This is a genomic window from Gemmata palustris (assembly GCF_017939745.1).
Lineage (GTDB): Bacteria > Planctomycetota > Planctomycetia > Gemmatales > Gemmataceae > Gemmata > Gemmata palustris.
Map to the genome: position 1 here is coordinate 376,891 of NZ_JAGKQQ010000002.1, position 14,598 is coordinate 391,488.

Consider the following 14,598-nt stretch of genomic DNA (forward strand, 5'->3'; position numbering starts at 1 on the left):
AGCGGCACCCGATTTGCGTTGATTCTCCCCGTCTGCATCGAATCGATGCGAGGAGAATTCATGATCCGCAACGGGCTGCCCGAAACACCTCCCACACGTCTTCCCGATCCCGCCCCGCCCATCGCGCACGAAGAAGGGCCGCTCGCCACCGGGGAACGGTTCCGCCCGTTCGCGCTGGCCGCGATCACCGTCGCTCTCGTTGCGCTGTGCGTGGTCCTGGCGCTCCCGCTCCTGCCCGCGATCACCTGGGGGATCGCCCTGGCCGTTCTCGCGTGGCCGCTGCACACCTGGGTTCGGAAGCGGCTCTTTGCCCACCGCACCGGGGCCGCGCTCCTCACGTCCGTGGTGGTAACGGCCGCTATCGTCTTGCCGAGCGTCTTCGTCGCCAATCAGGTCGCGCGCGAAGCCGCGTCCGCGGCCGACCAGGTGCGCGAGGACCAAGCGAAGGGAACGCTGAGCGCCCGAGTCGCGGCCGTGCCCGGGATGAGTGGCGTTCTGGAGTGGGTGGACCGTGCGGAGATCGATCTGAATGCGGAAGCCCAACGGATCGTGCGCGCGTCTCTGGGCAACGGGTTGGCACTGGCAGAGGGATCTCTGATGGCAGTGTTTCAAGCCGTGATCGCGCTGTTCATTCTCTTCTACGCGCTCCGCGATCGGACCGAGCTGCTGGCGGCCGTGCGCAGGCTTCTCCCGCTACGCAAGCCGGAGGCGGAGCGCCTCTTCGACGGCGCGAACGATTCGGTCTTCGCGAACCTGTACGCCACGCTCGTCACCAGTGCCATTGATGGGATCGGTACCGGGCTGATGTTCTGTGCCGTCGGGTTACCGGCTCCGGTCACCTGGGGCGTGGTGACGTTCGTCCTCAGTTTCGTCCCGATCCTCGGCACGTACATCGTGTGGATGCCGGCCGCAGCGTACCTCGCCCTGAGCGGGAACTGGGGCGGCGCGGTGGCGATGGTGGCGTTCGGGGTCGCGTCCTGGGTCGTGGTGGACAACTTCGTGTACGTCCGGGTGGCGGGCCAGCGGATGCACCTGCACGAGGTCCCCGCGCTGATCGCGTTCCTCGGCGGATTGGCCTTATTCGGCGCATCGGGCGTGATCCTCGGCCCCGCGATCCTTGCGGTAACGGTCGCGCTTTTGGAAGTGTGGCACGCCCGCGCCACGAGCACCGAACTTCCCGCAACCGGTGAAGCTGGGAAGCCGGAAATCGGCCGCGGATGACCACCGATAGCGCGGATAACGGGCTCGGCCAATCTTCGCCATCGCGATCGGGTACCGAAAGCCGCGTACTCCACTTCGATGAGGTGGAGTACGCGGTTTTCGGTACCCGATCGCACCTCGGGCCATTATCATCAACCCGCTTCCCCGGTCGGGGAACTGGTTTCTCGCTGGCTCAAGGAGACTCTCCATGTCACTCGCGCGCATCGCACTCGTGGCCGCGTTCCTCGCGGTCGGGTCCGTGGCGTCGGCCGCCGACCACTGGGTGTACTTCGGCGTGTACACGGGCAAAGGTGAAAAGGACAGCAAGGGCATCTACCGGTCCCGGTTCAACGACGCGACCGGCAAACTGACCGAGCCGGAACTCGCGGCCGAAATGGGCAGCCCGTCCTTCGTGACGATCCACCCCAACAAGAAGTTCCTCTACGCGGTCGGTGAGGGCGGCGGGAAGGACGGCGGACCGGTCGTCGCATTCGCAATCGACACCGGGACCGGGGCGCTCAAGAAGCTGAACGAGGACAAGAGCGGCGGGAGCGGCCCGTGCCACGTCGTCGTCAGCCCGAACGGGGATTACGCCGCGGTCGCGAACTACGGCGGCGGGAGCACCTGCGTGTTCGCGGTGGGTGAGGACGGCAAACTCGGCAAGCGGATCGGGTTCGTGCAGCACAAGGGGAGCAGCGTCGACAAGGGGCGCCAGGGCGAACCGCACGCGCACTGCTGTGCGTTCGTTGGCGGCCATCTCGTCACGGTGGACCTCGGTCTGGACCGCGTCAAGGCGTTCCAGATCGACCCGGCGAAGGGGCTGATCGAGCTCGAAAAGGAAGACATCGTTACGCCCGCCGGGAGCGGCCCGCGCCACATCGCCCTCGTGTCCGGTTCCCCCTTCGCCTACGTGTGCGGGGAACTCGATTCGACCGTGAACGTGGTCAAGGAGGGCAAGGTGGTGCAGTCGCTCTCGACGCTGCCGAAACCGACACCGGGCAACTCCACCGCCGAGTGCATCCTCTCGCCGGACGGCAAGTTCGTGTACGTCTCGAACCGCGGGCACAACAGCATCGCGGTGTTCAAGGTGAACGAGGACCACAAGCTGACCGCGGCCGGGCATATCACGGGGGACATCCAGATCCCGCGCAACTTCAACATCGACCCGTCGGGCAAGTGGATGCTGATTGCCAGTCAGGACGGCGGGAAAGTGGGCGTGTGGGAACTTGATGCGAAGACCGGCGGCGCCAAGGAGACCGGCACCACAGTGAAGCTGAACAAGTGCGTCTGCGTGAAGTTCGTGCCCGTTGTGAAGTGAGTGCGCGTCCTTTTGAGGCCGATTGCGGTGTTGTGCGTCGCACGGGCTGGAGGCTCAAGGACGGGTGTGTTGTTTGTGTAGCCCCGGATGGGGCGACCGAGTGTAGCCAGGGGTGAAGCGCAGCGCAACCCCTGGTAGACCAGCACAAGATGAGCCGGCCCCGTGAGGGGCGACAGCCAATCCGAGGCGCTGTCGCCCCTCACGGGGCCGGCTCATCTTTGCATTCGTTCGTCGGTGTTCGTGGAAGCCCGCCAGGGGTTGCGCTAGCGCTTCACCCCTGGCTACGATCGGTCGCCCCATCCGGGGCTTAAAACACGGTTTCGTATCTGATCCGTGTTATCTGCGTTCATCCGCGGCGCATTGATTCGACCAATTCTACGCCAGATCGAACAGCAGCACTTCGCCGTCGCCGGTCACGGTCAGTTCCGTCTCGTCTTCCACTGCGACCGCGTCACCGGCTACGAGCTTCGTGCCGTTCACGGTCGCGGCGCCGGTGGCCACGTGCAGGAACGCGGCGCGCCCGGATCGCAGTTCGTGGCGGACGGTGTCGCCCGTCGCGAGCTTCGTCTGGTACACTCGCACGTCCTGGTGGATGACGAGTGACCCGTTCTCCCCGGCGGGCGACGCGATCAGCGCCCACTTCCCGCCCTTGTCCGCGTCGGTGAACACCTTCTGCTGGTAGCCCGGCGTGTGCCCGCGCTTGTCGGGGAGCAGCCAGATCTGCAGCAGGTGAACCGGCGCCTCGTCGGACGGGTTGAACTCGCTGTGCGTGATCCCCGTGCCGGCCGTCATCGCCTGCCACTCGCCGGCCCGGATCACCTCGCCGTTGCCCATGCTGTCGGCGTGTTCCAGCGCCCCGGTGAGCACGCAGGTGAGGATCTCCATGTCCCGGTGCGGGTGCGTGGGGAACCCGCCGCCCGGCGCGACGCGGTCGTCGTTAATGACCCGCAGCGCGCGGAACTGGTGGTGCATCCGGTCCTGGTAGTCGCCGAACGAGAAGGTGTGCCGGCTGTCGAGCCAGCCGCCGTACTTCGTTACGCCGCGATCGGTGCCCTTGCGAATGGTGAGCATTGGTACGTCCAGTGGTGCCACCGCGTGTCCATCGGTGACACCACTAGATACCGGTCCGCGGGTCAGAGCTTTCAGGCGGAGGGGCTGGAGGGGCTACTTGCCGACGCGGAACAACTGCGTGCCGGTGCGGACGAAGAACGCGCCGTCGACCGCCGCGACCCCGTACACAATGGGGTCCAGGTACTCGGCCGGGGCGTCCTTCTTGTCCGGGGCGCCCGCGGCGGGCTTCGCCTTCGGTTCCCACAGTTTGTTCGACGAAACCAGCTCGAACTCCTGGCCCGCCTTGAGCACGCTGGTTGTGCCGTCCTTGCCGAAGAAGTAGACGTGTTTGCCCGCGCCCAATGGCGACGCCCAGCACGCGCTGTCGATGCGCTCGGAGAACAACTCCTTACCGCTCGCGAGATCGTGCCCGTACACCACGCCCACCTGGTTCACGAAGTACGCGACGCCCTCGTAGCCGAGCGGGGTGGCGTAGTTGGAGATCCCCACCTTCGCGGTCCACGCGGTCTCGAACCCGGGCTTGCCGTCCTTCGCGACGAGTTTCAGGCACCCGTTCCCCTTCGCACCCGCGGGCGGGTCGTCCTTGGAGCGACTGGTACCACCACCGAACAGCACGCGGTCCCCGACCACCGACGCCGACGGGAGCGTGTTCCCGATTACGTTGTCGAGCTTCCACAACTCCTTGCCCGTATCGGCGGCGTAGCCGATTACGGTACCGGCGCTGCTAGCGATCACTTCTTCCTTGCCGGCGCGCGTGGCGATCACGGGCGAGGTCCACGCGCCCTTCTGCTCGCGTTCCGTCTTCCACTTGTTCTTGCCGGTCGCTTTATCGACCGCGAGCAAGTACGACGGCCCGCGGTGGTCGATCAGGACGTAGAGTGCGTCGGCAGTCTGGGCCGGCGAGCTACCGACTCCGTGACCGCCCTGGAACTCGCCATATTCCTTCGACAGCGACCGCTCCCAGCGCACCTTGCCGGCGTGCGTAAGGGCGATCAGGTTGCCGCCCTCGAAGAAGCAGTACAGGCCGTCCGCGTCGACACACGGGGTCGGGGCCGCGCGGCTAATGGTGAAACCCCACTTCGCCTTCTGCGTCGGCTCGAACGTGTGGCGCCACTTCTCCTTGCCGGTCTTCGCGTCAATGGCGACGACGAAACCCTTTTCGCGCTGCGCGCCCTCCACCGCGGTGAGGTACACGGTTCCGTCCCACACCACCGGTGACGACTGCCCGTACCCCGGCAGGTCGATCTTCCACGCGACGCCGTCCTTCGGCGACCACTTGGTCGGGTAATCACCTTTAGCCGCACCGTCGCCCGTGCCGCGGAAGCTCGGCCACGCATCGGCCGCGGGCGCCGGTGTACCCGCGGCCGTTAAAACCAGGAGCGCGAGAATCGTTCGCATTGTTTCCTCGGGGAGCTTCGTTAGCGGGGTGAAAGGAGGTCGTGCATTCCGAGTCCGAGTACGGCGGCGACCGCGACACTGAACAGCAGAACCACGCCCCCGATCCGGCGCGTCGCCTTGAGCTGCCACCACATGAAGATACCGGACACGCCCCAGAACACCATAACGAAGGCCATCGCATCGACGATGACCGCCCAGAACCACTTCGCGTTCTGGCCCCCCGGGAACCCGTGCGTGAGGTGCAAGCGAGTGAGGAACCGGCGCGTCGAGAGTTCGTCGGGCGGAGTGGCCGAATCGGTCGACGCGCCGCCCACGGTGCCGTCCATTGCGTTGTAGGTCACGCGCCAGGTTTTTGTGCCATCGGACATCAGGAAGCTGAGATCCGGTACGCTGCTCACCTTAACTTCACCGCCTTGAAAACCGGTACGTTCCAGAACGACGGGCACGGCCGCCTTCACGCGCTCGTGCATCGGCTCCGGGAGCACGAGCGGTCCGGTCGTGGCCCCCGCGAGCGTGGGGGCATCGGTCTTCTCCGCCCCCTTCGGGGCGCCCCGTTCTCCTCGCCCGCCACCCTTGGGAGCGCCGCCTTTAGGTGCGCCGCCCTTCGCCCCAGTAACCGCAAAGGGCGCCTTCTCTTCGACCTTCGTTACGGCCGGGGCCGGCCGCGAGCGCACGGTACCGCCGGAGTTGACCACGTCGAAGAGTACGCTCACTTCCCGGTCGTCGACTTTCACCGTGGCGAACGCGAAGTCGCGGGTGTACTTCGCCTTCTCCGGTTCCACGAGCGTGTACGGTTTGCCCTCTTTTGCCCGCTCGTTGAGCGCCTGGACCACCTGTTCGGCGATCGCGCTCGGGGCGGGCAGTGATTCCATCGGCGTGCCGTTCGTCTCACTCGCGCCGAACGAGACGAATGGCGCGTCGCTGAACGCCGTGGGGTGGTTGAATAGGAACCCGGTGGCCCCGTACAGGATCACCCAAGGCAGCAGGAACAGCCCGAAATACAGGTGCCCCCGGCGCACCAAGTGCATGGCCCGTTTGCGCATCGGGCGTCGGGCCACTCGCGGGACCGGAGCGGGGGCCGGGGCCAACTGCGCGGTCGGTTCAGCAACGCTCATCGTCGTCTCCCTGGGTTCCCCGAATTTAGTAGTCGCCACCGATCACTTCGCCACCGTTCCGGCTCCCGAGCGCGCGGTACGTGGCCATGTCGATGGAGTCGCGGACGAACTTGACCGACCCGTCCCCGAACACGAAATTGCACCCGCCAGTGTGTGGGCTGTTAAAGGCCGAGAGCGCCGTGTTCCGGTACCACGCGGTCGCGTCATTGGTGCTCAACCCGCCCGCGGTCGCGGACGCGGTGCCCGCCTTGGCGTTCACCGTGGCGCTCTTGCCGACGAGGGTCCGGGTGTTCATCGGAGTCATCGTGACGCCGTCGCTGGTGTCGGCCCCGGGGTGCGGGAACGCGTAGTTCGTGTTCCCGGTGTACGGCCGGCCAGTCAGGTCCGAGCCGTCGAAGTTGCTCGTCCCGCTCGCCCACGTGCTCCCGAGCACCCGGTAGTGCTTCTCGCCCACCAGGAGCGTGTTGGACAGCCCGTCCGTTACGCTCGCCAGACTGATTTTCGTCACGGTCCCCAGGACGGTCGTCGGCGATCCCACCGGGGGCGGTTGGAAGGCGGAAGCCATCATGCCGTCGTCCGCGGTCCAGCGGAGCTTCGGCGAAGTGACCACGGTCCCACTGGCGTCGGTGGCGTACTGGAAGTTTCCACGGGACGCGGCGTAACTGCAGTACGCGCCGTATCCGACCGCGTCGGGCTTCGCCATCGACGGGCACAGGTACGTCGGGATCGGGTTCTTCGTGAGTTCAAAGTTGGTCGGCCCGCCGACGACGAGCGGAGTCGTCTTGTCGGTGGCTCCCTTGGCCGGGTTGTACTGCTTGGCGATGTTGTCCTGCTCCAGGTACGGGAGCAGGTACAGGAACCCGCTGTGGTGCTTGGACGGGGCTTCGGGCGGTAAGGCGTTGGACGTCGAACCGCCCTCGTCGTGCCCGTTCGGGGCGTAGCTGAACGGGGGCAGTTTCTCCACCGCCCCGTGGTAGTTGTGAACGGCGAGCCCGACCTGTTTCAGGTTATTGGCGCACTTCATCCGGGCGGCGGCCTCGCGGACCTTCTGCACCGCGGGAAGTAGCAACCCGATGAGGATCGCGATGATCGCGATCACCACCAGCAACTCGATCAGTGTAAACGCGCGGCGCATGCGGTTCGGGCTCACGGTGTGCTCCGGGAGGGGAGGTTGAGAAGAGCTGCATTGCGGAGGGCCGGTGAGCGCGGCGCAGAGGGAGGGCCGGGCGCGTTCCGAGCGGTGGCGGAGCAAGCTCGAGGCGGGAATCGTCCGTGGAGACCACGGCAATTCCCACTGCAAATCTTATTGAGACAAATTCTCAACAAGATGACTTTACATTACGGCCGGATCGGATACTGTCAACATCCGAAGCAAAAAAGATCGCACTGAATCACTGCGGGATCGCTCGCGGTTGCGAATTCTGTGCGGATAGTTACGCTGAAATTGCGTCTCAGTACCGCAATTGAAAGACGCCGCCATGAGCGACACGGAACTGGAAGAAGATGATCGCCACGAAACCCCGGACGGCTCCGAATCGGACCGGACCATTCGGGCGGACGAGTTGTTCGCGGGTAAGCGCGAAGTGTGGATCGACCTCGACGGGGTGCGTTACCGGCTGCGCATCACCCGGCGCGGGAAACTGATTCTTCAAAAGTAAGATTGAAGACGGATTGGCCACAAAAAGGCACAAAGGGCACAAAAAAGAAGACAGAGAGCAGAGGTCCGAGATCAGAAGACAGAAGCGTCGTTTTGAAGCCCCAGATGGGGCGACCGATCGTAGCCAGGGGTACAGCGCAACTCCTGGCGGGCTCCCACAATCCCCCAACGAACGAATGCAAAAATGAGCCAGCCCCGCTAGGGGCGACAGGCCAATCAGAGGACTCGCCGCCCTAACGGGGCTGGCTCATCTTGTGCTGGTCTACCAGGGGTTGCGCTCGCGTTGCTCGCTTCACCCCTGGCTACGATCGGTCGCCCCATCCGGGCTACAAAAGCCACACACGTCCGCTCCCGCGCCTTCTGGTCTCTGTCCTCTGCCTTCTGATTTCTTCTTTTTTGTGCCCTTTGTGTCTTTTTGTGGCCAATCGGTCTTTGCTTTTCTTGTCTGATCCGTGTTCTCTGTGTTGATCCGCGGCTCTTTTGTCTTTTTTTGTAACTACCCACCCCTCACTTCTTCTTCGCAGTGACGACGCGCGGGTTCTTGCCCATGTCCTTCAGCGTCGGGCCGAGTTCCAGTTCGGGCCGGTCGGCCAGGATACTCCGCACCGCGTCCTCTTGTTTCCAGCCGATTTCCAACAAAAGCGAGCCGTTCGGCTTCAGGAACGGGCCGATGCCGGCCGCGATGCGCCGGTAGAACGCGAGCCCGTCCGGTCCGCCGTCGAGCGCGAGGCGCGGTTCGTGGTCGCGGACTTCGGCGCTCAGTTCGGCGAACTCGGACTGCGCGATGTACGGCGGGTTACTCACCACCATATCGAACGCGCTACCCGGCGCGAGCGGCGCGAACAGGTCGCCTTGAAGTAACGTGACGCGGTCCGCGACACCGTGCTTGGTAGCGTTGCGCGTCGCAACTTCGAGTGCGTCCGGGGAGACATCGACCGCGGTCACGCGGGCGTCCTTCTTCTGGTGCGCGAGGCTCACGGCGATGCACCCGGACCCGGTACCGAGGTCGAGTACGGCGGGCGCGGTCATGGGTTTGAGGCGCTTGAACGCTTCGCCGACCAGGGTCTCGGTGTCCGAGCGCGGGATCAGTACCGCCGGGTCCACCTCGAACGTGAGGAGGTAAAACTCGCGCGAGCCGACGAGGTACGCGGCCGGCCACCCGGCCACCCGGCGCTGGATCAGTTCGCGGTACTTGCTGCGCTCCGCGTCCGTGGGCTGGTCGTCGAACCGCACGAACAGGTCCATGCGCGTGCAGTTGAGGACGTGCGCGAGGAGGATCTCGGCTTCCAACTTGGCGCCGTCAACGTTCTTCGCCTTGAGGAAGTCCGTCGTCCACGCGAGGAGCGCTTTGATCGTCCAGACGGTCGGCGTCGGTGCGGGCGGCATTGGGAGTCCGTTCTCGGAAAATTACGGGCGGTGAGGGCATTATTGCGAATCCCGCAGCGCCGCAACAGACCGGTTACCACTTACCGCGCTTGCGGGCGCTCCGCGCGTCGGGTAGAACATCCTCCGTTGATCGTGCTCGTGTTTAGCTCGGTGCCCTGCACCAGGCTGATGTTGCGTCAGCCGAGCTGTTACCGTGCCGTTCCGCGCGAGGAAGGCTGTTCCAGCACCGCTTTCGACCCCTGGGGCCACCCGGGGTGGAATTGCTGGGCCAACCTCGCGAATCGCGGTTTAATTCCACCCCGGGTGGCCCCAGGGGTCGGCGGTGCCGTGAGCCTTCCACACCCCAGGTCGAGAAGTAGACTGGAGCCCGATCAACAGCACAAGCCCCGGTGTGAGCCGGGGCTTGTGTCTTTCACGAATTCGATTACCGACGGTATGTGCGAGCGCTGCGGCTGCACATCTTAGTAGAGTCGGCTCTGGAGCCGCTTGCGGTAGTCGTCGGCTTGCGGGCTGCGCGGGCCGATCACCTCGAACACCTTCAGCATCAGATCGCGGACCGCGGTGCGTCCGAGTTGCCGGTCGTCGTCCGCGGCGGCGAGCAGTTCGTCCATCGCGGCGGGGTAGTCGCCGCGTGCCGCCAGGATTCGCGCGAGTGCGACCTTCGCTTCCGCCGTGGGAGCAGATTGGGCCGCAGCGAGATCGGCGTCGGCGTGCGGTACTTCGCGCAGGTGGAGGATTGCTTTTAAGCGCTGGGCCTCGGTCGCGAAGTCGCCAAAGTCGACCCCGGTGAGTAGCGGAATCGCTTGCGGCTCGTTGCCCGGGGCCGCGAGCAGCACGCGCGCCAGCCCGACGCGGGCGGCCGGGTCGTCTGGCGCGGTCGCGAGCATCGCGCGGTACGCATTGCCCGCTGCGCCTCGGTCGTGTACTTCCAGTTCGAGCGCCTGTTCCAACGGCGTCGGCTCTTTGGGTTCGGATGTTCCAGTGCCCAAGTCATCAATGAACGCGCGCAGTTGATCTTCCGGCAGCAGCCCGGTGAAACTGTTGACCATTTGGCCGTCGCGCACCGCGAACACGGCCGGGATGCCTTCGACCTGAAACATCTGGGCGATGTCCGGGTTCTCGTCGGTGTTGACCTTCACGAGCATGAACACGCCGGCCTTCTCGTCGGCCAGCTTTTCCAGCAGCGGCGCGAGTGCCCGACACGGTCCGCACCAGGGCGCCCAGAAGTCGATCACGACCGGGCGCTCGCGCGACCCGTCCACGACGACTTGCTGGAAGTTCTCCATCGTCCCTTCAACGACCCACGGCGAAGCACCCACAGCGCACCTCCTTTAAGGTGCCATCAACCTTACGCACCGGCGCCCGGCTTTCCACCCCGGTGGGTTGGCCTGTGCTACGGGCGCCCACGAAGGATCGCATCGGGGCACCGTTGCGCCCGGCGCCCGTAATGTTGAACGGATTCGCTTCGGTTGTGGGGCGAGCTGAGACGCTTCTGAAGCAATTGGTACGCGAAGTGGCGACACGGTTTCGAGTTTTGGCAGCAACTCCGTTCGTTCAACCGACCAGCGCGGCAACTTGCGCGACGGTCACTTCGGCCAGCGACGCGACGACGATGTCCGCGCCCGCCGCGCGTAGTTTGTCGGCCGGGTGGTGCCCGACGAACGTGACCGCGACACACTTCATTCCGCCCGCTTTGGCGGCTTCCACGCCGGCCACCGCGTCCTCGAATACGACACACCGGCTCGGGGCCGCGTTCAGCTTTTCGGCGGCCGTGAGGAACACTTCCGGGTCCGGTTTCCCGCGGCGCACATCATCCCCCGTGACGACCGCAGAGAAATACCGGCGCGTGTCGGTCAACCCGAGCAACAGGTCGAGATTCCCGGTCGGCGCGGACGAACCGACGGCTTGCGGCCACCCCGCGTCCGCGAACGCCGACACGAGTGCGGCCACGCCGGGGAGCAGTTGTGTGCCCTCGTCGCGCACCGATGCGCGGTACAGGTCTTCTTTGCGCTCGCCGAGGTCGCGACACAGTTGATCGTCGGCGTCGGGGTAGAACAGTTTTCGCAGAATCTCCGGGTTCCGCATCCCGAACGTCGCTGCGAAATCCGCGCGCGTGAACGGCTTGCCGATTTCGGACGCGAGCCGACTCCACGCCCGGAAGTGCTGCTCGGCGGTATCGACGAGCGTGCCGTCCACGTCCCAGATGATCGCAGGTGTTGTCATGTTTGCTGTTGTACGACCCCCGACCGTGCCCACCAGAACTCCGCGTTCTGGTGGGCACGGTCGGGGCCGCGAACGCGCTTGTAACTACACCCCGGGGTTGAAACCCCGGGCTATTCCCGGTGGCCCCGTTGGGGCCGCAAAGACGCGATACGTTCATTGTCTCCTGGACCCCGAATGGGGGTCACCGGGAATAGCCCGGGGTTTCAACCCCGGGTTCTGTGTGAAGCGTGGAAAAGCCGTTGACTCCCCGTTCGTGCTAGTGGAGACTGTGTTTCACTCCCGCCTTCTGTTTGCGACCCGCCACGCGCTCCACCCAACGCGAGCCGAACCATGTCCGCACGTCCCTCGTCCCCCGTGCCCCACCGCATCCCGCGGCGCGGGTTCCTGAAGATCGGCGCACTGGGGTTGGGCGGGCTCACGCTCCCGAACTTGCTCCGCGCGGAGGCCGCGGCCGGGGTTCGCTCGCCGCACAAGTCAGTGATCCTCATTTACCTCGTCGGCGGGCCGCCGCACCAGGACATGTTCGACCTGAAGCCGAACGCGCCGAAGGAGATCGCGGGGCCGTGGAAGCCCATCCCGACCAATGTGAACGGCATCCAGATTTGCGAGGCGCTCCCGCACCTCGCGAAGATCATGGACAAGCTCGCGATCGTGCGCTCGCTCGTCGGCAACCAAGCCGATCACGACGCCATTCAGGTTTACAACGGGTTCGACCCGAAGAAGCCGACGCCCGCCGGCGGGTGGCCGCAGTTCGGCTCCGCGGTCGCGAAGTTACAGGGACCGGCGGACCCCGCGGTACCGCCGTTCGTGAGCCTGTGTTACACCTGCACGCACGGGCCGTACAACGAGCCGGGGCCGGGCTTCCTCGGGCCGGCCCTCACGCCGTTCCGCGCGATGGGACCGACCCGCGATGACATGGTCCTCCGCGGTGTGAACGTGAACCAACTCGCGGACCGCAAGACGCTCCTCAAGCGCTTCGACGACATGCGCCGCGATAAGGACTCGTCCGGCGCGCTGAAGGCAATGGACTCGTTCACCGAACAGGCGTTCGGGCTGCTCACTTCGTCCCGCATGGCGGAAGCGCTCGACCTCTCGAAGGAACCGCTCCGCGTAATCGAGCGGTACGGCACCGGGGACCCGAAAGTCTTCATGGACGCGAACGGCGCGCCCCGCGTGCCGCAGAGCCTGCTCATGGCCCGGCGGCTCATCGAAGCCGGCGCCCGCGTGGTCACGCTGAACTACAGCAAGTGGGACTGGCACGGCGGGCTGAACGCCGAGGGCCGGGCGAACAACTCGATCTTCCTCCGAGAACAAGAAGACTTCCCGCCGTTCGACAAGTGCGTGAGCGCGCTAATCGAGGATCTACACGACCGCGGACTGGACAAGGACTGCACCGTCGTCGTGATGGGTGAGTTCGGGCGCACGCCGAAGATCAGCGCTCAAGTCGGGCGCGACCACTGGCCACAACTGAACTGCGCGCTGCTGGCCGGCGGGGGGATGAAAACGGGTCAGGTCATCGGCAGCTCGGACAAGATCGCGGGCGAAGCGGCGTCGCGCCCGGTTACGTTCGGCGAACTGTTCGCGACGCTCTACCACAACCTCGGCATCGACGCGGACAAGGCCACACTCGCGGACCTCACCGGCCGCCCGCAGTACCTCGTCGAAGGAAGCGCCCAGCCGATCAAGGAACTCGTCTGATCCCGGCGCGCCGCCCGTGAGATACGGGCGGCGCCTTCGAGAACGCCTTTACTTCGCCCGCTCATCGAACACCTTGAACACGTCCGCGAGCGCTTCGCGCACAATCACCATGTGCTCGATGTGGGGGTATTCCTTGTAAATGAAGCTCTTCGCGCCGCCCGCAGTGAGCGTCTTGTTCAAAGTGCGGGCGCCGGTCAGCGCGAAGTCTTTTTCGCCGACGCCAATGAAGAGCGGCAGCTCCGTAAACGCCTTCACGTCCTTCACGGCACCACCTCCACCGAGCGCGGCGGCGGCCGCGAACCGGCCGGGGTACTTCTGCACCAAATCGATGGTTTGCATCGCGCCCATCGAGTGGCCGATCACGAACGTGCGATTCGGGTCGAGGTCGTACCGCTTCGCGAGTTGGTCGAGAACCGCCGGTACGGGTGGCGCGCTACCGAAATTCAGTCCGCTGCGGGTAGCGACGAGTACCCACCCGCGTTTGCGGCACTCGGTCACGATCTGCCCGGCGCCGTAACCCTCGAAGAACAGGTTCTCCGACCCGCCGGCGCCGTGTAGCGCGACCACCACCGGAGCGGGCTTCTTGGGGTCCAGCCCTCTCGGAACGAAGATCCGCGTCGGGACCGATTTCTTCGCATCCGTCGGCACTGAGAGCCAAAACTGCCCCGACTTCGCGGCCGTGAAGAAGGGCTTCCCATCGAGCATCGTTTCCGCGTTCTTGAGCAGGTCCGCAGCCGGCAGATCCGTTTCGGGCACCGTGCCGCCGACCAGTTCCGTCAACAGTTCCGCCCGGTCGCGTGCGGTGGCTTTCTCGATCGTGTCAACCGCGTCCCATGACGCGACGGCCTTCTTGAGCGCGGCGAGACGCGCGTCGAGATCCGCGATCTGCGAGATGCCGATCGCGGTGCGGCGAATCTCCCGCCCACTTTCCACCATGAAGTACAGCTTACGGTCCAGCCCCGCAAACTCGCCGAGCGGCGGGAGCGGCACCTTGAGTGTGTGCGGGAACTTGTCGGGCTTGATCGTGGTGATCTGCTTGTCGGTGAACCAGAGTTGCACTTCCGGGCTCTTCGGCACATCACCCTTCGGCACGTAAAGCTGGTGAATCGTGACGGTCAACTCCTGGGCTTTGCCGTCCACGACGCGCAGTTCGGGCACCGCGTAGAGGCTCCACGCCCACTGACGGGTGGCGCTCGGCCCTTCGTCCGAAGTGAGTGCGAACCCGGCCAAATCGAGCGCGTGCCCGGCGTCGCCGAACCGGAAGGCGAAGAACTGCTCCGTGAGCTTCTGAATGTGTGCGAGTGCGCGCTTGCGGGCCGCCGGGTTTTCGTGCCTCTCCCACTCCTGCTCGAATCGCTTGAGGCGCTGGCCGAGTTCGTACCGCTGTGCGAGCACTTCGGCCGCTTTCGGCGGCTCGGCCGCAGATGTGCTTGCCAGAAGGAGAGTTACCGCGACCGACGTGCCGAACTGCCGCATTTCGCGTCCCTCAGAAGTCGGGTTGAATCGCTCCCACTGAAAAAGTTACAACTTGT

The 14,598-nt window shown here is 65.3% G+C and carries 12 protein-coding genes; 4 read left to right on the forward strand and 8 right to left on the reverse strand.

Annotated elements, in window-relative coordinates; all coding sequences use genetic code 11:
- Window positions 1–60: 60 nt before the first annotated feature.
- Both J8F10_RS35985 and J8F10_RS35990 read left to right on the forward strand, forming a co-directional pair.
- Window positions 61–1,221, forward strand: coding sequence for an AI-2E family transporter (locus J8F10_RS35985; protein WP_210662909.1), 1,161 nt, complete (start codon window positions 61–63; stop codon window positions 1,219–1,221).
- Window positions 1,222–1,408: 187 nt separating this feature from the next.
- Window positions 1,409–2,518 carry a lactonase family protein gene (locus tag J8F10_RS35990; RefSeq protein ID WP_210662911.1) on the forward strand — a complete coding sequence of 370 codons (1,110 nt, stop codon included), beginning with the start codon at window positions 1,409–1,411 and terminating at the stop codon, window positions 2,516–2,518.
- A gap of 375 nt (window positions 2,519–2,893) precedes the next feature.
- Here the strand turns inward: J8F10_RS35990 and J8F10_RS35995 are convergent, their stop codons facing one another.
- From J8F10_RS35995 to J8F10_RS36010, 4 genes are all read right to left on the reverse strand, one after another.
- Window positions 2,894–3,589, reverse strand: a complete 696-nt coding sequence (locus J8F10_RS35995) for a pirin family protein (protein ID WP_210662914.1) — start codon at window positions 3,587–3,589, stop codon at window positions 2,894–2,896.
- Between the two features lie 93 nt (window positions 3,590–3,682).
- Window positions 3,683–4,987, reverse strand: coding sequence for an outer membrane protein assembly factor BamB family protein (locus J8F10_RS36000; protein WP_210662916.1), 1,305 nt, complete (start codon window positions 4,985–4,987; stop codon window positions 3,683–3,685).
- Window positions 4,988–5,007: 20 nt separating this feature from the next.
- On the reverse strand, window positions 5,008–6,102 hold the full coding sequence (locus tag J8F10_RS36005; RefSeq protein ID WP_210662918.1) for a hypothetical protein: 1,095 nt from the start codon (window positions 6,100–6,102) through the stop codon (window positions 5,008–5,010).
- A gap of 25 nt (window positions 6,103–6,127) precedes the next feature.
- Window positions 6,128–7,252, reverse strand: coding sequence for a DUF1559 domain-containing protein (locus J8F10_RS36010; RefSeq protein WP_210662920.1), 1,125 nt, complete (start codon window positions 7,250–7,252; stop codon window positions 6,128–6,130).
- Between the two features lie 328 nt (window positions 7,253–7,580).
- Here J8F10_RS36010 and hemP point away from each other — a divergent pair, with 328 nt between their 5' ends.
- Window positions 7,581–7,760: a hemin uptake protein HemP gene (gene hemP / locus J8F10_RS36015; protein WP_210662922.1), complete on the forward strand. Its 180-nt coding sequence runs from the start codon at window positions 7,581–7,583 to the stop codon at window positions 7,758–7,760.
- Between the two features lie 506 nt (window positions 7,761–8,266).
- Here the strand turns inward: hemP and prmC are convergent.
- The 3 genes from prmC to J8F10_RS36030 all read right to left on the reverse strand — a co-directional run bounded on the left by prmC (window position 8,267) and on the right by J8F10_RS36030 (window position 11,368).
- Window positions 8,267–9,145, reverse strand: coding sequence for a peptide chain release factor N(5)-glutamine methyltransferase (prmC, locus tag J8F10_RS36020; protein ID WP_210662924.1), 879 nt, complete (start codon window positions 9,143–9,145; stop codon window positions 8,267–8,269).
- A 461-nt stretch (window positions 9,146–9,606) separates the two neighbouring features.
- A complete protein-coding gene (gene trxA, locus J8F10_RS36025; protein ID WP_210662926.1) occupies window positions 9,607–10,464 on the reverse strand; it encodes a thioredoxin in 858 nt (285 codons plus the stop codon).
- Between the two features lie 235 nt (window positions 10,465–10,699).
- Window positions 10,700–11,368: an HAD family hydrolase gene (locus J8F10_RS36030; protein ID WP_210662928.1), complete on the reverse strand. Its 669-nt coding sequence runs from the start codon at window positions 11,366–11,368 to the stop codon at window positions 10,700–10,702.
- 330 nt (window positions 11,369–11,698) lie between these two features.
- Between J8F10_RS36030 and J8F10_RS36035 the strand changes: the two genes are divergently transcribed.
- Window positions 11,699–13,066 (forward strand): DUF1501 domain-containing protein, encoded by a 1,368-nt coding sequence (locus J8F10_RS36035; RefSeq protein WP_210662930.1) that lies wholly within the window; start codon window positions 11,699–11,701, stop codon window positions 13,064–13,066.
- Between the two features lie 48 nt (window positions 13,067–13,114).
- Here the strand turns inward: J8F10_RS36035 and J8F10_RS36040 are convergent, their stop codons facing one another.
- A complete protein-coding gene (locus J8F10_RS36040; protein WP_210662932.1) occupies window positions 13,115–14,542 on the reverse strand; it encodes a hypothetical protein in 1,428 nt (475 codons plus the stop codon).
- Window positions 14,543–14,598 lie beyond the last annotated feature (56 nt).

Bases quoted from the DNA above. Each gene is read 5' to 3' on its own strand.
- J8F10_RS35995 (WP_210662914.1), bottom strand. From the start codon at position 3,589: ATGCTCACCATTCGCAAGGGCACCGATCGCGGCGTAACGAAGTACGGC.
- prmC (WP_210662924.1), bottom strand. From the start codon at position 9,145: ATGCCGCCCGCACCGACGCCGACCGTCTGGACGATCAAAGCGCTCCTC.
- J8F10_RS36035 (WP_210662930.1), top strand. From the start codon at position 11,699: ATGTCCGCACGTCCCTCGTCCCCCGTGCCCCACCGCATCCCGCGGCGC.
- hemP (WP_210662922.1), top strand. From the start codon at position 7,581: ATGAGCGACACGGAACTGGAAGAAGATGATCGCCACGAAACCCCGGAC.
- J8F10_RS36040 (WP_210662932.1), bottom strand. From the start codon at position 14,542: ATGCGGCAGTTCGGCACGTCGGTCGCGGTAACTCTCCTTCTGGCAAGC.
- J8F10_RS35990 (WP_210662911.1), top strand. From the start codon at position 1,409: ATGTCACTCGCGCGCATCGCACTCGTGGCCGCGTTCCTCGCGGTCGGG.
- J8F10_RS36000 (WP_210662916.1), bottom strand. From the start codon at position 4,987: ATGCGAACGATTCTCGCGCTCCTGGTTTTAACGGCCGCGGGTACACCG.
- J8F10_RS36005 (WP_210662918.1), bottom strand. From the start codon at position 6,102: ATGAGCGTTGCTGAACCGACCGCGCAGTTGGCCCCGGCCCCCGCTCCG.
- J8F10_RS35985 (WP_210662909.1), top strand. From the start codon at position 61: ATGATCCGCAACGGGCTGCCCGAAACACCTCCCACACGTCTTCCCGAT.
- J8F10_RS36030 (WP_210662928.1), bottom strand. From the start codon at position 11,368: ATGACAACACCTGCGATCATCTGGGACGTGGACGGCACGCTCGTCGAT.